14 protein-coding genes and 1 pseudogene are annotated in these 16,282 nt (G+C 68.3%); 11 read left to right on the forward strand and 4 right to left on the reverse strand.

Annotated elements, in window-relative coordinates:
* Positions 1–211: 211 nt before the first annotated feature.
* The 10 genes and pseudogenes from OXU43_02785 (at position 212) to OXU43_02830 (ending at position 11,759) form a co-directional block, all read left to right on the forward strand.
* The gene (locus OXU43_02785) at positions 212–1,066 is read left to right on the forward strand and encodes a prephenate dehydrogenase/arogenate dehydrogenase family protein (protein MDD9824086.1); all 855 of its coding nucleotides are present in this window, start codon (positions 212–214) and stop codon (positions 1,064–1,066) included.
* A 14-nt stretch (positions 1,067–1,080) separates the two neighbouring features.
* Positions 1,081–2,370: pseudogene (aroA, locus tag OXU43_02790) on the forward strand (3-phosphoshikimate 1-carboxyvinyltransferase).
* 106 nt (positions 2,371–2,476) lie between these two features.
* Entirely contained in the window at positions 2,477–3,166 is a 690-nt protein-coding gene (gene cmk, locus OXU43_02795; GenBank protein ID MDD9824087.1) for a (d)CMP kinase, read from the forward strand.
* A gap of 49 nt (positions 3,167–3,215) precedes the next feature.
* Entirely contained in the window at positions 3,216–4,871 is a 1,656-nt protein-coding gene (rpsA, locus tag OXU43_02800; GenBank protein ID MDD9824088.1) for a 30S ribosomal protein S1, read from the forward strand.
* A gap of 53 nt (positions 4,872–4,924) precedes the next feature.
* Entirely contained in the window at positions 4,925–5,218 is a 294-nt protein-coding gene (locus OXU43_02805; GenBank protein ID MDD9824089.1) for an integration host factor subunit beta, read from the forward strand.
* Between the two features lie 99 nt (positions 5,219–5,317).
* Positions 5,318–5,752 carry a LapA family protein gene (locus tag OXU43_02810; protein ID MDD9824090.1) on the forward strand — a complete coding sequence of 145 codons (435 nt, stop codon included), beginning with the start codon at positions 5,318–5,320 and terminating at the stop codon, positions 5,750–5,752.
* Positions 5,749–6,918 (forward strand): lipopolysaccharide assembly protein LapB, encoded by a 1,170-nt coding sequence (gene lapB / locus OXU43_02815; GenBank protein ID MDD9824091.1) that lies wholly within the window; start codon positions 5,749–5,751, stop codon positions 6,916–6,918. Before OXU43_02810 ends, lapB begins: the two co-directional genes overlap by 4 nt.
* Positions 6,911–7,627 carry an orotidine-5'-phosphate decarboxylase gene (pyrF, locus tag OXU43_02820; GenBank protein ID MDD9824092.1) on the forward strand — a complete coding sequence of 239 codons (717 nt, stop codon included), beginning with the start codon at positions 6,911–6,913 and terminating at the stop codon, positions 7,625–7,627. The genes lapB and pyrF overlap by 8 nt, the downstream gene beginning before the upstream one ends.
* A complete protein-coding gene (mfd, locus tag OXU43_02825) occupies positions 7,624–11,103 on the forward strand; it encodes a transcription-repair coupling factor (protein ID MDD9824093.1) in 3,480 nt (1,159 codons plus the stop codon). Before pyrF ends, mfd begins: the two co-directional genes overlap by 4 nt.
* Complete coding sequence (locus OXU43_02830; GenBank protein MDD9824094.1) at positions 11,082–11,759, forward strand: CsiV family protein; 678 nt, start codon at positions 11,082–11,084, stop codon at positions 11,757–11,759. The genes mfd and OXU43_02830 overlap by 22 nt, the downstream gene beginning before the upstream one ends.
* Positions 11,760–11,886: 127 nt before the next feature.
* On the opposite strand, the gene OXU43_02835 is transcribed toward OXU43_02830, so the two are convergent.
* The 3 genes from OXU43_02835 to OXU43_02845 are packed head-to-tail and all read right to left on the reverse strand — an operon-like array spanning position 11,887 to position 13,354.
* Positions 11,887–12,648 (reverse strand): S-methyl-5'-thioinosine phosphorylase, encoded by a 762-nt coding sequence (locus tag OXU43_02835; GenBank protein MDD9824095.1) that lies wholly within the window; start codon positions 12,646–12,648, stop codon positions 11,887–11,889.
* Positions 12,645–13,199 (reverse strand): hypoxanthine-guanine phosphoribosyltransferase, encoded by a 555-nt coding sequence (locus tag OXU43_02840; GenBank protein ID MDD9824096.1) that lies wholly within the window; start codon positions 13,197–13,199, stop codon positions 12,645–12,647. Before OXU43_02840 ends, OXU43_02835 begins: the two co-directional genes overlap by 4 nt.
* Positions 13,196–13,354, reverse strand: a complete 159-nt coding sequence (locus OXU43_02845; protein MDD9824097.1) for a hypothetical protein — start codon at positions 13,352–13,354, stop codon at positions 13,196–13,198. The genes OXU43_02840 and OXU43_02845 overlap by 4 nt, the downstream gene beginning before the upstream one ends.
* 157 nt (positions 13,355–13,511) lie before the next feature.
* On the opposite strand from OXU43_02845, the gene OXU43_02850 reads away from it, so the two are divergent.
* Positions 13,512–14,486, forward strand: coding sequence for an ankyrin repeat domain-containing protein (locus OXU43_02850; protein MDD9824098.1), 975 nt, complete (start codon positions 13,512–13,514; stop codon positions 14,484–14,486).
* A gap of 213 nt (positions 14,487–14,699) precedes the next feature.
* On the opposite strand, the gene OXU43_02855 is transcribed toward OXU43_02850, so the two are convergent.
* Entirely contained in the window at positions 14,700–16,049 is a 1,350-nt protein-coding gene (locus OXU43_02855; protein ID MDD9824099.1) for a DNA recombination protein RmuC, read from the reverse strand.
* Positions 16,050–16,282: the final 233 nt, after the last annotated feature.

Consider the following 16,282-nt stretch of genomic DNA (forward strand, 5'->3'; position numbering starts at 1 on the left):
GGCGCGACATCGGGCTTGCGCCCTCGTCTTGCCGACTCCCCCTCAAGGGGGGAGCGGTGCCTAAGAACCGCTTTTCTTCCCTTCGATTGCGTAACGGCTTGGAACCGCCAAAGCGGGTTCGGCATGACGCCCCTTTGAGATATGTTCCCCGATCTTTTGCAGTCCGTTCTCCGCGCGCCGCGGGGGCGGCGCGCTCTTCTCGCAGGCAAATATGCGACTGGTTCTTCTCGGCGTCGGTTTGATCGGCGGCTCCCTGCTCCTGGCCTTGCGCCGTGCCGGTGCCGTAGCGCGCATCGTCGCCTGGGACCCCGATCCCGCTGCCCTGGAGACGGCGCGGGCGCGCGGGATGATTGACCATGCCAGCCGGGATGTGGAGGATGCCGTGCGGGGCGGCGACATGGTCGTGTTGGGCGCGCCGCCGATGGCCTGCGAAGAACTGCTGCCCCCGGTGGCGGCGGCCTTGAACGGCGGCGCGGTGCTGACAGACGTGTGCAGCGTGAAGGAGGCGCTGGTGCGTTGCGGGCGGCAGGTCCTGGCCGCGGCCCTGCCGCGCTTCGTGCCGGGGCACCCGATCGCGGGCACCGAGCACAGCGGCGTGGCGGCGGCGGATGCCGGGCTCTTTTGCGGTTGTCGCGTGGTCCTGACGCCTTTGCCGGAGACGGATCCGGAGGCGCGCCGACGGGTGGCCTCCTTATGGCGGGCGGCCGGCGCCGCGGAGGTAATCGAGATGGAGCCGGGGCGGCACGATGCCCTGCTGGCGGCTACCAGCCACCTGCCGCACATGTTGGCTTATACCCTGGTGGACGAGCTGGTCTCCCGGCATGGCGGCGAGACGGTGTCGCGCCTCGCCGCCGGCGGCTTGCGCGGCTTTACCCGGGTCGCCTCCAGCAACCCGCGCCTGTGGGCGGAGATCTGCCTGGCAAACCGCGGGCATATCGCGGCGAGCCTGGAGTCCTTCGGGGAGCGTCTCCAGGGACTGGCTGCGGCAGTGCGCGCCGGCGACCGCGAGCGGCTGCATGAGTTTTTCCGCCGCGCCAAGGATCTCCGGGACAGCGGGCTGGCGTAGCGGCGGGACGAGGGTTGAAGGTCGCGTCACCACTGGATTACCTGGTGCGGTCTGGGCGGCCTCTGCGCGGTTGCCTGCGCATTCCGGGCGATAAGTCCATCTCTCATCGGGCGCTGATCCTGGCGGCGGTGGCGGAGGGCGAGACGACGTTGCGCGGCCTGTTGCGCAGCGAGGACGTGGCGGCTACCTGGCAGGCGCTGGAGGCGTTGGGGGTGGGCATCCGCGCGCAGGGGGCGGAGGTGCGGGTGCGCGGCGTCGGACTGCATGGCCTGCGCCCGCCCGCCGCCGCCCTGGAACTCGGCAATTCCGGCACTTCGGCGCGGTTATTCGCCGGATTGCTTTCCGGGCGTCCCTTCTCCGCCACCCTGAAAGGCGACGCCTCCCTCTCCCGCCGCCCGATGCGGCGGGTTATCGTGCCGTTGCGCCGCATGGGGGCGCGCCTGCGCGCCTCTGCCGCTGGGACGCTGCCGCTGCATATTGCTGCCGGCCCCCGTCTGCGCGGCATTGCCTACCGCCTGCCGGTGGCCAGCGCGCAACTGAAGTCCTGCCTGTTGTTGGCGGGGCTGGGCGCGGAAGGGGAGACCTGCTTGCGCGAACCTGCGCCGACCCGCGACCACACCGAGCGGTTGTTGAGCCGCTTCGGGAGGCCGGTGCAACGCGCCGGCCTGGAACTGCGCCTGAGCGGCGGCGGGGGATTGCGCGGGACGCGGTTGCAAGTGCCGGGCGACCTGTCCTCCGCCGCTTTTTTATTGGTGGCGGCGAGCATCGTCCCCGGCTCCGAGTTGCGGCTCGAAGGCGTGGGGGTCAACCCGACGCGGCGGGCGGTGCTGGAGATCCTGGAGGCGATGGGGGCTGATCTGGAGTTGCGTGAGCGCAGCCCGGAGTGGGGCGCCGGCGACGAACCGGTGGCCGATCTGACGGTGCGCGCCGCCGCCGGCCTGACGGGGATTGACATCCCCCGCGCGCTGGTGGCGCCGGCCATTGACGAGTTGCCGGTGCTGATGGTCGCCGCCGCTTGCGCGCGGGGCCGGACGCGCCTGCGCGGCGCCGGCGAATTGCGGGTTAAGGAAAGCGATCGCATCGCGGCCATCGCGGCGGGGTTGCAGGCGCTGGGTGTCGAGGTGGTCGTTGACGGGGACGGCATGGACGTGCGCGGCGGGCGGCTGCAGGGCGGGTCGGTGGCGAGCGGGGGGGACCACCGCATCGCCATGTCTTTCGCGGTTGCCGGACTGGCCGCGGAGGGACCGGTGCGGATTGCCGATTGCGGCCCGGTGGCCACTTCTTTCCCTGGCTTCGCGGATCTGCTGCGCCAGGCCGGCGCGGATCTGCGGGTGGCGGGGGATGAGGGAGCGGGGGCGAATGGTCTTGGAGAGGGGAGCGGGGAGGGCCGCGAAGGCGTCTCGGGGGCGGATGGCTAAGCCGCCGGTAGTCGCCCTGGACGGCCCGGTGGGGACCGGCAAGGGAACGCTGGGGATACGCCTGGCGTCCTGGCTGGGATGGCATTACCTGGATAGCGGCGTACTGTACCGGCTCACGGCGCTGCTGGCGCAAAGGCGCGGGATCGGGCTGGACGACGAGCAGGCGCTGGCCCGGCTGGCGGAGCGGTCGCGGTTTCGCCAGCGCCTGCGGGACGGCGCCGTACAGGCGCTGCTGGCGGGCGAGGACGTGGGGGCATTGCTGCGCGGCGAAGACTGCGCCCGCCAGGCGTCGCGGGTCGCTGCGCATCCCGCGGTGCGCCGCGCCCTGCTGGCGCGGCAGTTGCGGTTGCGGCGCCGGCCGGGGCTGGTGGCGGACGGACGCGACATGGGGACGGTAGTATTCCCGGACGCGCCGCTGAAGTTTTTTCTCACTGCGAGCGCCGGGGAACGCGCCCGCCGCCGCGGTAAACAGTTGAAAAGCATGGGAATGAATGTTAGTTTGCGGCACCTTACTGCGGAGATCGCGCGGCGAGACGAGCGGGACAGCCGTCGCACCGTCGCTCCGTTGCGGCCGGCGGACGATGCGGTAGTCGTGGATACTACCGGTCTGGACGAGGACGCAGTCTTCAAACGATGCGCGGGTCTGGCGGCGGAACGGTTCGGGCGCCCAAGGTTGCCGTAGAGGGGAAACAAAGTGGAAAATGCGAGGTTTACGAGGCGATGTCAGTAATATGAGCGAGAGTTTTGCGGAGTTGTTCGAGAGCAGCGGCCTGGCGGACGGGTTGCGTCCCGGCAGTATCGTCAGCGGCCGGGTGGAGCGGATCGGAGACGACATGGTAATGGTGGATGTGCGGCTGAAGTCCGAGGGCCGTATTCCTATCGAACAGTTCCAGGACGAGCGCGGCGAGCTGGAGGTGGCCGTCGGCGACGAGGTGGAGGTGGCCCTGGACTCTATAGAGAACGGCCACGGCCAGATCCGCCTGTCGCGGGAAAAGGCAAAGTGGCAACGGGTCTGGGGGCGCCTGGAGGAGGCGTACCGGGAGAGCGCCAATGTCCGCGGCCATATCGTCGATCGCGTCAAGGGAGGGTTTATCGTCAGCATCGAGGGTGTGCGCGCTTTTCTTCCGGCCTCTCTGCTGGACATCGCCCACAGTCGGGAACTCTCGGAGCTGGGGGCTCAGGAATGGGATTTCCGGATCATCAAGTTGGAGCGGCGCCATAACAACGTCGTGGTATCGCGCCGCACCACGGAGGCGCGTTCGGTCATGGAGACCCTTAAGGAAGGCGAGGTGGTCAAGGGCGTGGTCAAGAACCTCACGGATTACGGCGCCTTCCTGGACATCGGCGGGATTGACGGCCTCTTGCACGTGACCGACATGTCCTGGAAACGGTTGCGCAACCCCTCCGATGCCGTCGCTGTCGGCGACGAATACGATGTGAAACTGCTCAAGGTGGACCGGGAACGCAACCGCATTTCGCTGGGGCTGAAGCAGATGCGGGAGGACCCGTGGAGCAACCTGGTCAAGCGCTATCCGCAGGGCAAGCGATTGCGCGGCAAGGTGACCAACATCGTGGACTATGGCTGCTTTGTGGAACTGGAGGAGGGCGTGGAGGGTCTGGTGCATATTTCCGAGATGGACTGGACGCGCAAGAGCGCGCATCCTGGCAAATTGGTGCACATGGACCAGGAAGTGGAGGTAGAGGTGCTGGGCATTAGCGAAGAGAAGCGGCGCATCTCGTTGGGCATGAAGCAATGCCGTCCCAACCCGTGGCAGGAGTTCAACAATAAGTACAAGAAGGGCGACCGGCTCCAGGGCAAACTCCGGGCCATTACCGATTTCGGGATTTTTCTGGGGCTGGATGGCGGGCTGGCCGGCTTGGTGCATGTCTCCGACCTTTCCTGGACGGGGCGCAACGAGGAGTGCTTGCAGGCGTACAACAACCGCCACGGCGAGAGCTTCGACGCGGTGTTGCTGGCGGTGGACCTGGAGCGGGAGCGGATTTCGCTGGGCATCAAGCAGCTGGAACCGGATCCCTTCGCCGCTTACATCGCCGAGCACTCCAAAGGCAGCGTGGTCAGCGGTGAAGTGAAGACGGTAGAGGAAAGCGGGGTCGAGTTGGCGCTCGCCCCTGACGTAACGGGCCAGGTCAAGGTGGCGGACCTGTCGCTGGACGAGGAAGTGCGGGATGCCCGCAAGATCGCCAAGGTGGGCGACACCCTGACGGCTAAATTGACCCATATAGACCGCAAGAGGCGCACGCTCCAACTATCCGTGCGGGAGCAGAAGAGCGACGAGGAAAAAGCCGCGGTGCGGGAGTACAGCGCGGGGAACCCGCGCATCGTGGCCAAACTTGGGGAACTGTTCAAGAGGCAGTTGAAGAAATGAAGCCGGTGCCCGCGGTAACGATGGCTGGCGGCCAGGAAGCGGACAACGGCGACATGACGCGGTCGAAATTGATCCAGAGCCTGGTGCGCAAGCAGAGGCAGCTCGGCCACAAGGACGTGGACCTTGCCGTCAAGGTCATGCTGGAATACCTGTCCCTTTCGCTGGCTAACGGGCGGCGCATCGAGATCCGCGGTTTCGGCAGCTTCTGTCTGCATTACCGCGGGCCGCGGCTCGGCCGCAACCCGATGACCGGCGCCACCGTTTCCCTGCCCGGCAAGCATACGCCGTACTTCAAGTCGGGCAAGTTGCTGCGCGCGCGGGTGGACACCGTGCCCCCGTCTTTTTGACCCGGCACTCCCGCTGGCGATGGCCGTTCCTTTTTCTCTAGGCTCCCGGTACCGTTGGCGCGATGTCGCCGCCGGAGGCGGAGCGGGGGAGGGGCCGCTGTGATCCGTCTCCTGTTGCGCATGTTCTACCTGCTCTTGTTCCTGGGGGCGTTGCTGGTGACCGTGATCTGGGGGCGGCGGAACGCGCAGCCGGTTACCCTGGACTACTACTGGGGGCAGGCGGAGATGCCGCTGGCGGCTGTGTTCCTGGGTGGCCTGATCGTGGGGGCGTTGTTGAGCATGTTGGTCGGCGGCCTTACCGTCGCGGCCTTGCGGTTGCAAAACTGGCGCCTGAGCCGGCAATTGGCCCGGCGCCCGGAGTTGCCCGGCGAGCCGCCGTCGGGCGCGGCTGCCGCGACGCCGCCCGGGGCGCCGCCCGGGGCGGCTTCCAAAGTGATCCCCGGGGCGGTGCCCGGGATGGCGCCGGGGGCACCTGTCGGTGCGGCGCCTGCCGCCTGGCGGCGCTTCGCCCCTGTTTCCGACAAAGAATCTTGACCCTGGACCTGCTCTGGCTGCTGTTGCCGGTCGCTGCCGGCTCCGGATGGTGGGTGGCGCGTCTTGAGTCGGGGCAACGGGCGCCGCCGCCGCGCGACTTCTCTGCCGAGTATTCCCGCGGTCTGAACTACGTGCTGAACGAGCAGCAGGACAAGGCCATCGAGGTCTTTGTCCGCATGCTGGAGAGCGATGCCGGCACGGTGGACACCCACCTGGCCTTGGGTAACCTGTTCCGCCGCCGCGGCGAGGTGGACCGCGCGATCCGCATTCACCAGAGCCTGATTGCGCGGCCCCGCCTGGGGCATGGCCAGCGGGTGCTGGCGATGCAGGAACTGGGGATGGACTACCTGCGCCTGGGCTTGCTGGACCGCGCCGAGAATATCTTCAAGGAGGTCGTCAACAGCGGCGAGCAGTATTTGTCTTCGGGGTTGGGCAGTCTGTTGGAGGTCTATCAGCAGGAGCGGGACTGGGAGCTGGCAATCGCCACCGCTGGTCGTCTGGGTGCCGCTACTGGCAGGGATGTGGGGCCTATGATCGCCCAGTTTCAATGCGAGCGGGCCGAGGTCTGCCTGGAACGGTGGCAGGAGGAGAAGGCGTGGGACTGCCTGCGGCGGGCGCTGGAATCTGACCCTTGTTGCGTGCGCGCCAGCCTGTTGGTCATGCGGATGCACCGCGACCGGGGCGAATTCCGCCGCTCCCTGGCCGTCCTGCACCGGGTCGAACAGCAGGACCCGGATTACCTGCCGGAGGCGATACCGCCGTTGCTGGATTGCTACGAGCGGCTCGGAGAGCGGCGGGAGTGCATCGAATACCTGCGCGGCAATTACGAGCGTTGCGGCAGCCCGGCTGTGCTGCTGGCTCTGGTCCGGTTGTTGGCGGAGGAAGGAGAACGGGAGCATGCGGTCCGTTTTCTGTCCAGCGAACTGAAGCGCCGGCCTTCGATCCAGGGGATTGACCAGTTGCTGGAGTACGTGGGCGCGCTGGCGCGGGGGGCGACCCGGGAGGGGTTGCAGGCCGTGTGCGAGATCACCCGCCGGCTGGTTGGCGAGGCGCCTGCCTACAAATGCTGGCAATGCGGCTTTGTAGGACGCACCCTGCACTGGCAGTGCCCCCGCTGCCGCAATTGGAATACGGTCAAGCCGCTGCAGGGTGTAGGCATTGCCTGAGCCGCCGCGCATCATCGCCGCCCTGGACTTTGCCGCGGCGGACGATGCGCTTCGTTTTGCCGGGCAGTTGGACCCGCGGCGCTGCGCCCTGAAGGTGGGGCACTCCCTGTATGCCCGTGCCGGCGCGCCGTTGCTGGGGCGCCTGGCAGCGGACGGCTTCCGAGTGTTTCTAGACTTGAAATTGCACGATATCCCCTCCGTGGTCGCGGCCGGGTGCCGAGCGGCGGCAGACATGGGGGTATGGATGATTGACGTCCATGCGGCCAGCGGCCCGCGCGCGCTGGCCGCGGCGCGGGAGTCTCTGGAGAACCTGGAGGGCCGCCGTCCCTTGCTGGTGGCAGTTACCGTCCTGACCAGCCTGGACGAGGCCGAGTTGCGTATCCTGGGGGTGGAGCGGACGCTATCGGAGCAGGTGCTGCTCCTGGCGGAACTTGCTCGCGACGGCGGTTTGGACGGCGTCGTGTGCTCGGCGCGCGAGGCGCCCGCGCTGCGGGCGCGGTGCGGCGCGGATTTTTGCCTGGTGACGCCGGGGATTCGCACGGCCTCCCAGCCGGCGGACGACCAGCGCCGGGCGGCGACGCCGGCCGAGGCAGTACGCAACGGCGCTGACTACTTGGTGGTGGGGAGAGGTCTGTTGCACGCCGCCGACCCGGCGGCGGCGCTGGAGCGGCTGACGGACGAAGTCGAGCGGGTCGCCAGGGCATCGTGAGCGGCGGCGCCGGGGAGGCCTGTAGCCCGCTGGCCCCGCCCCTGCCGGCACGGGCGGGGGAGGCGCTGTTCTGGGGAGGTCTGCATGGCAGCGCCGTCGCCCTGGCTGTCGCCCAGGCGGCCTGCGCCGCGCCCGGGCCGCTGTTGCTGGTGACAGCGGCGCCGCTGACGGCCGACCGGTTGCGCGAAGAATTGGGCTTCTTCCTGGCTGGCAGGGAGCTGCCCCTGCTGAATTTTCCGGACTGGGAGACCCTGCCCTACGACTGCCTCTCCCCCTGTGCCGATATCGTGTCCGGGCGCCTGGAGACGCTGGCGCGGCTGCCGACGCTGGAACGAGGGATCGTGATCGTGCCGGCGGCCACCCTGGCGCACCGCCTGGCGCCGTCCGGCTATGTGGCGTCTCGCAGTTTGCTGTTGGAGCGCGGCCGGCGGATGCCGCTGGCCCGCTTTCGGGAGCGGCTGGAACGAGGCAGCTACCGCTTCGTTTCCCAAGTGTTGGAGCGGGGCGAGGCGGCGGTGCGCGGCGCCATCGTGGACGTATTCCCCATGGGGGCCGAATTCCCCTGCCGCATCGAGTGGCTGGACGAAGAGATCGAATCGCTGCGTTTCTTCGACCCGGAGACTCAGCTCTCCCTGCGGCGCACCGATGCGTTACGCATCCTGCCGGGCCTCGAATTCCCCGTGGACGAGGGGGCCCGTACCGGCTTTCGGACCCGGTGGCGCCAGGCATTCTCCGGAAACCCGTTGGATTACCGCCTCTACCGGGAGGTAGGCGAGGGCAGGCTGCCCGCCGGCATCCAGTATTATTTGCCGTTGTTCCATCCGCGTCTCGGCAGCCTGTGGGATTACCTGCCGGACAACACGCTGGCGGTATTCGAGGAGGAGGCTCTGGCGGCTGCCGAACGCTTTTGGCAAGATGCCGGCGACCGTTACCGGGCGCGCCGGGACGGGGAGCGCGATTCTCCGCCGTTGCCGCCGGAATCTCTGTTTCTGTCGCCGGACGAATTGACCGCTCGCCTCGATGGGCTGGCCCGGGTCGAGTTTCGGGCCATGGCCAGGGAGCCGCGGGAGGGCGCCGTCAATTTCGGCACCCGGCTCCCGGAGCCAGTGCCGGTCACGGCTGGCGGCGGGCCGCCGCTGGCCCTGTTGCGGAACTTCCTGGCAGACTTCCCCGGGCGCGTGCTGTTGGCCGCGGCCACGCCGGGGATGGCGGCGGAACTGTCCGAGCTGCTCTCCCGGGCGGGCACGCCGCCGCGGCAGCGCGAGGGGTGGGACCAGTTCCTGGCCGGCGACGAACGCCTCGGCATTCTGGTCGCGCCGCTGGAGCACGGGCTGCGCCTGGAGTCGCAGCCGCTTGCCGTGCTCGGCGAGCGGCAGCTATTCGGGGAGCGTGCCCGCCGGCGGCGGACGCGCCGCGCCGCCCGGCGGGTGGCGCCGGAAGAAGATCTGCACGGCCTGGCCGAGATGACGCCGGTGGTCCACGACGATTACGGAGTCGGGCGGTACCGGGGCTTGGTCGTGTTGGAGCCGCACGGAGTGCCGGCCGAGTTCATTTGCCTGGAATATGCCGGCGGCGACCGCCTGTATGTGTCGGTCGCCTCGTTGAACCGGCTGCATCGCTACACCGGGGCGGATCCGGAACATGCGCCGTTGCACAAGCTGGGCGGCAAGCAATGGCAGCGCGCGCGCGGCCGTGCCCTGCGTCAGATCCGCGACAGCGCCGCCGAACTGCTGGCCCAGCATGCCCGCCGCGCCGCCGTCACAGGCCGTGTCTTTACGGTGGACACCGACCGTTACGCGGCCTTTTGCCGGGGGTTCCCATTCGAGGAAACGGCGGATCAGGAGGATGCCATCTCCAAGGTGCTGGACGACATGCAGCAGCCGCGGCCCATGGACCGGTTGCTGGCCGGAGATTCCGGCTTCGGCAAGACGGAGGTGGCGCTGCGCGCCGCTTTCGTAGCCGTGGACAACGGCTGCCAGGTCGCCGTGCTGGCGCCCACCACGCTGCTGGTGCAGCAACACTACCGGAACTTCCGGGACCGGTTTGCCGATTGGCCGGTGCGAGTGGCCCGATTGTCGCGCTTTTCCGGCGGCGCCGGCGCCCGCGAAACCCTGGCCGGTCTGGCGGACGGCGCCGTGGACATCGTAATCGGCACGCACAAACTGTTGCAGGATCGCGTGCGCTACCGGCGGCTGGGTCTGGTGATCCTGGACGAAGAGCACCGCTTCGGCGTGCGCCAGAAGGAGCGCCTGCGGGCCGTGCGCGCCGACGCGGACGTCCTGTCGTTGACGGCGACGCCGATCCCGCGCACGCTGGACATGGCGCTCTCCGGCATCCGCGAGTTCTCGGTGCTCTCCACTGCGCCCGCGCACCGCCTGCCGGTGTGCACCATGGTCCGCGAGTGGGACGATTCCCTGCTGCGCGAGGCCATCTTGCGCGAGTTGCGGCGCGGCGGACAGATATATTTTGTGCATAATCGAATCGAGACCATTGACAGGGCCGCGGAGCGCGTCGCCGCCCTGGTGCCGGACTGCGAATTGCGGGTCGCTCACGGCAGGCTGCCCGAGGCGCAACTGGAACGCATCATGTTGGACTTTTACCGCCGGCGGTTTCAGCTATTGGTCTGCACCACTATTGTGGAGAACGGCATAGACGTCCCCACCGCCAACACCCTGATCGTGGACCGGGCGCACCGCATGGGGTTGGCGCAGCTCTACCAGTTGCGCGGTCGGGTAGGCCGTTCGCATCACAACGCCTACGCCTATATGCTGATTCCGCCGCGCAAGGTTCTGCCGGGGGACGCCTTGCGGCGGCTGGAGGCCATCGAATCTCTGGATTCGCTGGGGATCGGCTTCACCCTGGCGGTGCACGACCTGGAGATTCGCGGCGCCGGGGCCCTGTTGGGGGAGGAACAGAGCGGCCACATCGCGCAGATCGGTTACGGTTCTTACATGGAACTGCTGCGCGGCGCCGTCGCCGACCAGCGTTGCGGCCGCGGCGCCCCGCCCGATTTTCGCGCCCCGGGCGGCACGGAGGTGGAATTGCGGGTGGCGGCTTTATTGCCGGAGGACTATATGCCGGACATTCAGTTGCGCCTGGCCTTTTACAAGCGCATCTCCGGGGCGGCGGACGATGCCGAACTGGCGAACTTGCGCGCCGAATTGATCGATCGCTTCGGGACGTTGCCGGAGCCGGCCGAGAATCTGTTGCGGATCGGTTCCTTGCGCCGCCGTGCCGAATCCCTGGGGCTGCGCCGGGTCGAATTGAACCGGGTCGGCGGCAGCGTCTCCTTCCGGGCCCCGGACGCCAGGGATATTTCCCGCTTGATCCGCTTGGTGCAGCAGGAGCCGCAACGTTACCGCTTGGCGGGCGACGGGGAACGGCTGCGCATCACCACCGACCTGTCCAGCCCGCGGGCGCGCCTGCATTGTTTTTCCGATCTGTTGGACCGCCTGTGTCCGCCGCCGGCCGCCTGAGCTCTGCGCCGCTGCTGTTGCTGGCGCTGCTGCTGTTGCCGCCGGCCGCTGCTGCCGACTACCGTCTGGAGGTGATCGTATTCGAATCCCTGTACCCGCTTGCCGAAGGCGAACTCCTGGCCGACGACCGCCGCCCGGAGCCGCAGGGCGGTGTCTCCCTGCCGTTTTTCGGATTTCCCGGGGAGGAGGCAGCCCCGGGGGATGCGTCCTCCGCACCGGCCGGCTACGCGCCGCTCGCCAGCGCCGACTACCGGTTGTACGGCGTCTTTTCGGTCCTGGAACGCGCCCCGGGCTACCGGCCCTTATTGCACCTGGCCTGGCGTCAGCCCGGTCACCGGCGTTCCGCACCGCTGCGCTTGCCGGGCACGGGCCTGCCTTGTGCCGGCGTTGCGCCTCCTGCCGTTCCCCCGGACGCGGCGCCGGCCGCGGCTGCCGCGCCGGCCGGCCCCGCAGGGCAGTCCCTGCTGGCAGGCACCGTGCGTCTGCGCGACGCGGGCCGGCTGTTCCTGGACTTGGAACTCAGCTACCGTCCCTGCGCGGAGGCATCGGTCGGCGGCCGGGCGCGCTTGTCGCAGAGCAGGCGGATACTGCTGGATCGCCTGTACTACTTTGACCATCCCCTGCTGGGAGTCCTGGTACAGGTGGAGCGCATTTGAACGCCGCATCCGGGCGCTGCGGCTTTCCGGCGGGGCCGGGGCACTCTTGCCGCCGGCGGTCGGCAGGAGAGGGCGGCGGAACGGAGCCGGCGGGCAGGGGGATTTCCTCCGCGCCGCTTACTCCCGCCTACTCCGCCGCCGCGCCGGCGAACAGCGCTTTTAGCAGGCGCTGCACTTTGCCGATGGCCGCCTGTAGCTGGGCGCGGATCCGCTCCATGTTCGGCGGCGCGCTCGCGCACCCGGCCGCCCAGTTGCTTACCAGCGCGCAACAGGCGTAGGGCAATTCCAATTCCCGCGCCAGCGCCGCCTCGGGCATGCCGGTCATGCCGACGATGTCGCAGCCGTCGCGGCGCAGACGCCGGATCTCGGCGGCGCTTTCCAGGCGCGGTCCCTGGGTGGCGCCGTAGGCGCCCCCGTCGTGCGGTTGCAGGTCGGCGGCGCGTCCGGCCGCCAGCAACTCCCGGCGCAGGGCCGCGCTGTACGGGTGGGTAAAGTCCACGTGCAGAGGCGGCCCCTCCGCCGCCGTCCAGAAGCTGGCGGCGCGTCCCCAAGTGTAATCTATCAGTTGATCGGGGATGACGATGCGCCCGGGGCGCATCTGCGGCGCAATCCCGCCGACCGCATTGACCGCGATCACCTGCGTCGCGCCCTGCTCGCGCAGTGCCCACAGATTCGCCCGGTAGTTGATCTCATGCGGCGGGATGAGGTGCGGCCGGCCGTGCCGGGCCAGAAAGATCGTCTCGCGGCCGGCGCAACGGCCGCGCAACAAAGGCGCCGACGGCGGGCCGTAGGGAGTTTCCGGCAGCGTCTCGTCCAGCGGCACCCATTCTTGCAGGTCCTCCAGGCCGGAACCGCCAATCACCGCGGCGATCTCGGCTGCGCGGCTCATCGGGTCTCTGGCGGCAACATGTAGATCCCGGGGCAATTGCGCAGGTAGCCGCGATAGTCCATGCCGTAGCCCACCACGTACCGGTCCGGCACTTCCAGGCCGTAGAAGTCAGCCTCGAGCCGCGACCGGCAGCGCTTTTTGACCAACACGGCGCTCAATACTCGTGCCGCCCCCTGCTTGCGGCATTCCCGCACTGCCGCCTCCAGGGTATTCCCCTTGTCTAGAATGTCGTCCAGCAACAGCACGGTGCGCCCTCGCACGGCGGCATCGGGGCGGCGCATCCACTGCAGCCTGCCGCCGCGGACGCCGCCCCGGTAGCGCCCCAGGTGCAGGTAATCGAGTTGCAGCGGGAAGCGCAGCCGGGGCAGCAGCAGGCCGGCAGGCACCAGTCCGCCGTGCATGAGGCACAGCACCAGGGGCGCGCTGTCGGCCAGCGCGGCGTTCAAGCCGTCAGCCATGCGTTCCAGGGCGCGTTCCACCGCAGTGGCGTCGTGCAGCCGTTCCGCCCGTTCCAGGAGCCGCCAGGGGGCGTCGGTCGCGGCGCCGCTCACGGTCGCCCCGGCGCCCGCGGGCGGCGGCGCGGCGCAGCGGTCAGGGCGCCGTTCATGCCGTGGCGCCACAGGCTGTCGCCCTGCCTCGCGTCGGCGCCGGCGGTATTCGAGGCGCAGGGATGGATGACCGCATTTCTTGTTCCGGCGCGCGCCACCGGGCCTTGCGCCTTCCATCTCTGTGCCCGGCGCCGGTATGGCAATGAACGCAAGCGCATTCCATGGATGGTAGCACGATGCCCGCTCCGATCCCGTGCCGGGGCCTGTTTTTGCGGCCCCCCTTCCCAAAAGGGATTCCCATGTAAAATATCCGTCATGCGCGCCCATGACGAATGCGCCCGCGACGGCGGCAACGCCGCTTTTGCCATACCGTTTAGAGCCGCGGCCCTTGCAATCCCGGCCCTGCTCCTGGCAATGCCAGTGTCGGCGGCGTCTGGCAACAAACTTCTGGACGGCGATTTCTGGGCAACGGCGACGCCTGGCGAGGTGCGGGCGCTGCTGGACGGCGGCGCGGATCTCCAGGCCGTGGACGAGCTCCAGGGCGCAACGCCGCTACACCACGCCGCATTCCACAGCCCGGTGCCCGAGGTGGTAGCGCTGCTGCTCGAGCGCGGCGCGGACATCGAGGCGCGCGCTGCGTATGGCTCCACGCCGTTGCACTTCGCCGCGGGCTTTAACAAAGAGCCCGGGGTGACGGCGCTGTTGCTCGAGCGCGGGGCGAATATCGAGGCCCGCGGCGACGATTCCGGCGCCACACCGCTGTACCTGGCCGCGGGGCTGAACGAGTCGCCCGCCGTGGTGGCGCTGTTGCTCGAGCGCGGGGCAAATGTCGAGGCCAGGGACAACATCGGAACGACGCCGCTGCATCATGCCGCCGAGCGCCGCGAGACGCCCGCGGTAGTGAAACTGCTCCTGGATCGCGGCGCGGACGTCAACGCGCGCAGCCCGAGCGGCTACACGCCGTTACATTTGGCCGCTATCGGCAATGCGCCCTTCCTGGGCAATGCGCCCGGCAATGCGCCCGCCGTAGTGGCGCTGCTGCTCGACCGCGGCGCGGAGCTTGAGGCGCGCACCCAGCGGCACGGCGCTACGCCGTTGTGGCTCGCAGCCGAATCGCGGTCTCTCCGCGCCCCCGATATTGTGGTGTTGCTGCTTGATCGCGGCGCGAATCCGGGCGCGAAATCCAAGTCCGGCGAGACGCCCCTGGACCGCGCCGAGGAGAACGAGCTGCTCAGGGGCAGCGAAGCCCTCCGCCGCCTGCGCGAGGCGAGCGCGACCAGGGGCGAATGAGGGCATGGCAAGATTGTCAGGGAATTTGCCGATGTCTGTGCGCGGATCATTACCGGCCGCTCCTGAGCTGGGACGAGATGAAGCGCTATCGGAGAGAGAGGCGTCGCGGCGCTGATGGAGACGCTGCAGCCGGTGGCAAAAATAGATAAAATTCCGCGGCGTTGCCGGCGCGTCGCCGCCGCGTATTCTGCCTGAGACAGTCGCGAGGCGGGGTTATTTCCGCAGCTGCCGCGCCGGTTGCGGGGCGGGCGTCTCCTCGTTCTCCGGGCTGTCCCCGCTCCATTCCCGCGGGATGGACTTGGACGGATTGACGCCCAGTTCTTGCAGCATCTCGGTCTGGCGGACGATGCTGCCCTTGCCGTCTTTCAGCCGGTTCGCGGCTTGGTCGTAGGCGTCGCGGGCGGAGCCGAGGCGCTCGCCGATCCTGGCGAAGGATTCGAGGAACAGCGCCACCTTGTTGTACAACTCGCCGCCGCGGCGCGCGATCTCTTCGGCGTTGACGTTGCGTCTCTCCACGTGCCACAGGTTGGCGATGGTGCGCAGCGCCAGCAGCAGCGTCGTCGGCGTGGCCAGGATGACGCGGTTGTTGATAGCGTACTCGGTAATCGCCATGTCCTTTTCCATGATGACGGCGAAGGACGCCTCGATCGGCATGAACATGATGACAAAGTCGAGCTTGGAGTCGGCGGCGGCCGGGTAGCGTTTGCCGCCGAGTTCGGCGATGTGCCGGCGCACCGCCCGCAAGTGATGTTGCAATGCCTGTTCGCGGGCGTGTTCATCGTCTGCGTTGACGTATTCGATAAAGTCCGTCAGCGACACCTTGGAGTCAATGATGACCCGTTCCTGCGAAGCCGGCATCCGGACGATGACATCGGGGCGCAGGCGCCCGCCGTCGTCGCCGGTGACGGATTGTTGCCGGCTGTACTCGTGTCCCTCCCTCAGGCCCGAGTTCTGCAGGATAGTTTCGAGCACGCTCTCGCCCCAGGCGCCCTGCTTCTGCTTTTCGCCTTTCAGCGCGTGCGTCAGGTCGTTCGCCTCCTTCGAGATTTTCAGCGCCGCCTCGTTCATCGCGTTGAACTGGGTCAGCAGGTTTTGCCGTTCGCGGACGGTCTCGGTCTTGAGCGTGTCAAACGAGTCCTTGAAGTCGCGGATGTCCTTCTTCAGCGGGTTCAGCAGGTGCCCCATTTCCTCGCGGTTGGTTTCCCTGAGACGGTCGCTGTGGCGCTGGAACGCGTCTTGCGACAGTATCTTGACCGCGTCCTTCATCCGCTGCTCGAATTCGCCTTGCTCTTTGAAGCGAGCGGCTTGATCTTGCAACCGGGTCTCAAGCTGAGCGATGGCGGCCGCCTGCCGGTGCTCTTTCTCCTCCGTCGTTTGCAGCTTCGCTTCCAATTCGCCGATGCGGGATTCGCGCTCGCGCAACGTATCCGTCAGCGCGGCCTCCCTCTCGCCGGCGCGGGCCGCCCTTAGCTTTGCCTCCATCCATCGCCGGGCAAGCCAGGCGCAGCCGACGGCCAGCGCGACGGCCAGCGCCGATATCGCAGTGAGCGTGAACATATTCATGGTCGGTTCCCGTTCTTCTGGCTCGTCCTCTTCTCCACCCATGGTAGCACGGCGCCGGCCTCTTTCGCGTTATGTCGTTTGGGCCCCGCGCCGTGTCATTCCAGCGAAACAGTTCGTGCAAAAACCCCGCAGGCATCCAGCGAATAAAGTCCACTCCGCCATTCCTGCGCCCCCACCTCGCCATTCCCGCGCAGAGCTTGCCCCTGGCTTGAACAGGGGCGGGAATCCAGCAT

The sequence above is a fragment of the Gammaproteobacteria bacterium genome (assembly GCA_028817255.1).
GTDB lineage: Bacteria > Pseudomonadota > Gammaproteobacteria > Porifericomitales > Porifericomitaceae > Porifericomes > Porifericomes azotivorans.

What these genes read in the sequence shown, in the direction of transcription:
- OXU43_02785 (MDD9824086.1), top strand. Translation starts at nt 212, where the DNA reads ATGCGACTGGTTCTTCTCGGCGTCGGTTTGATCGGCGGCTCCCTGCTC.
- cmk (MDD9824087.1), top strand. Translation starts at nt 2,477, where the DNA reads ATGGCTAAGCCGCCGGTAGTCGCCCTGGACGGCCCGGTGGGGACCGGC.
- rpsA (MDD9824088.1), top strand. Translation starts at nt 3,216, where the DNA reads ATGAGCGAGAGTTTTGCGGAGTTGTTCGAGAGCAGCGGCCTGGCGGAC.
- OXU43_02805 (MDD9824089.1), top strand. Translation starts at nt 4,925, where the DNA reads ATGACGCGGTCGAAATTGATCCAGAGCCTGGTGCGCAAGCAGAGGCAG.
- OXU43_02835 (MDD9824095.1), bottom strand. Translation starts at nt 12,648, where the DNA reads ATGAGCCGCGCAGCCGAGATCGCCGCGGTGATTGGCGGTTCCGGCCTG.
- OXU43_02850 (MDD9824098.1), top strand. Translation starts at nt 13,512, where the DNA reads ATGCGCGCCCATGACGAATGCGCCCGCGACGGCGGCAACGCCGCTTTT.
- OXU43_02855 (MDD9824099.1), bottom strand. Translation starts at nt 16,049, where the DNA reads ATGAATATGTTCACGCTCACTGCGATATCGGCGCTGGCCGTCGCGCTG.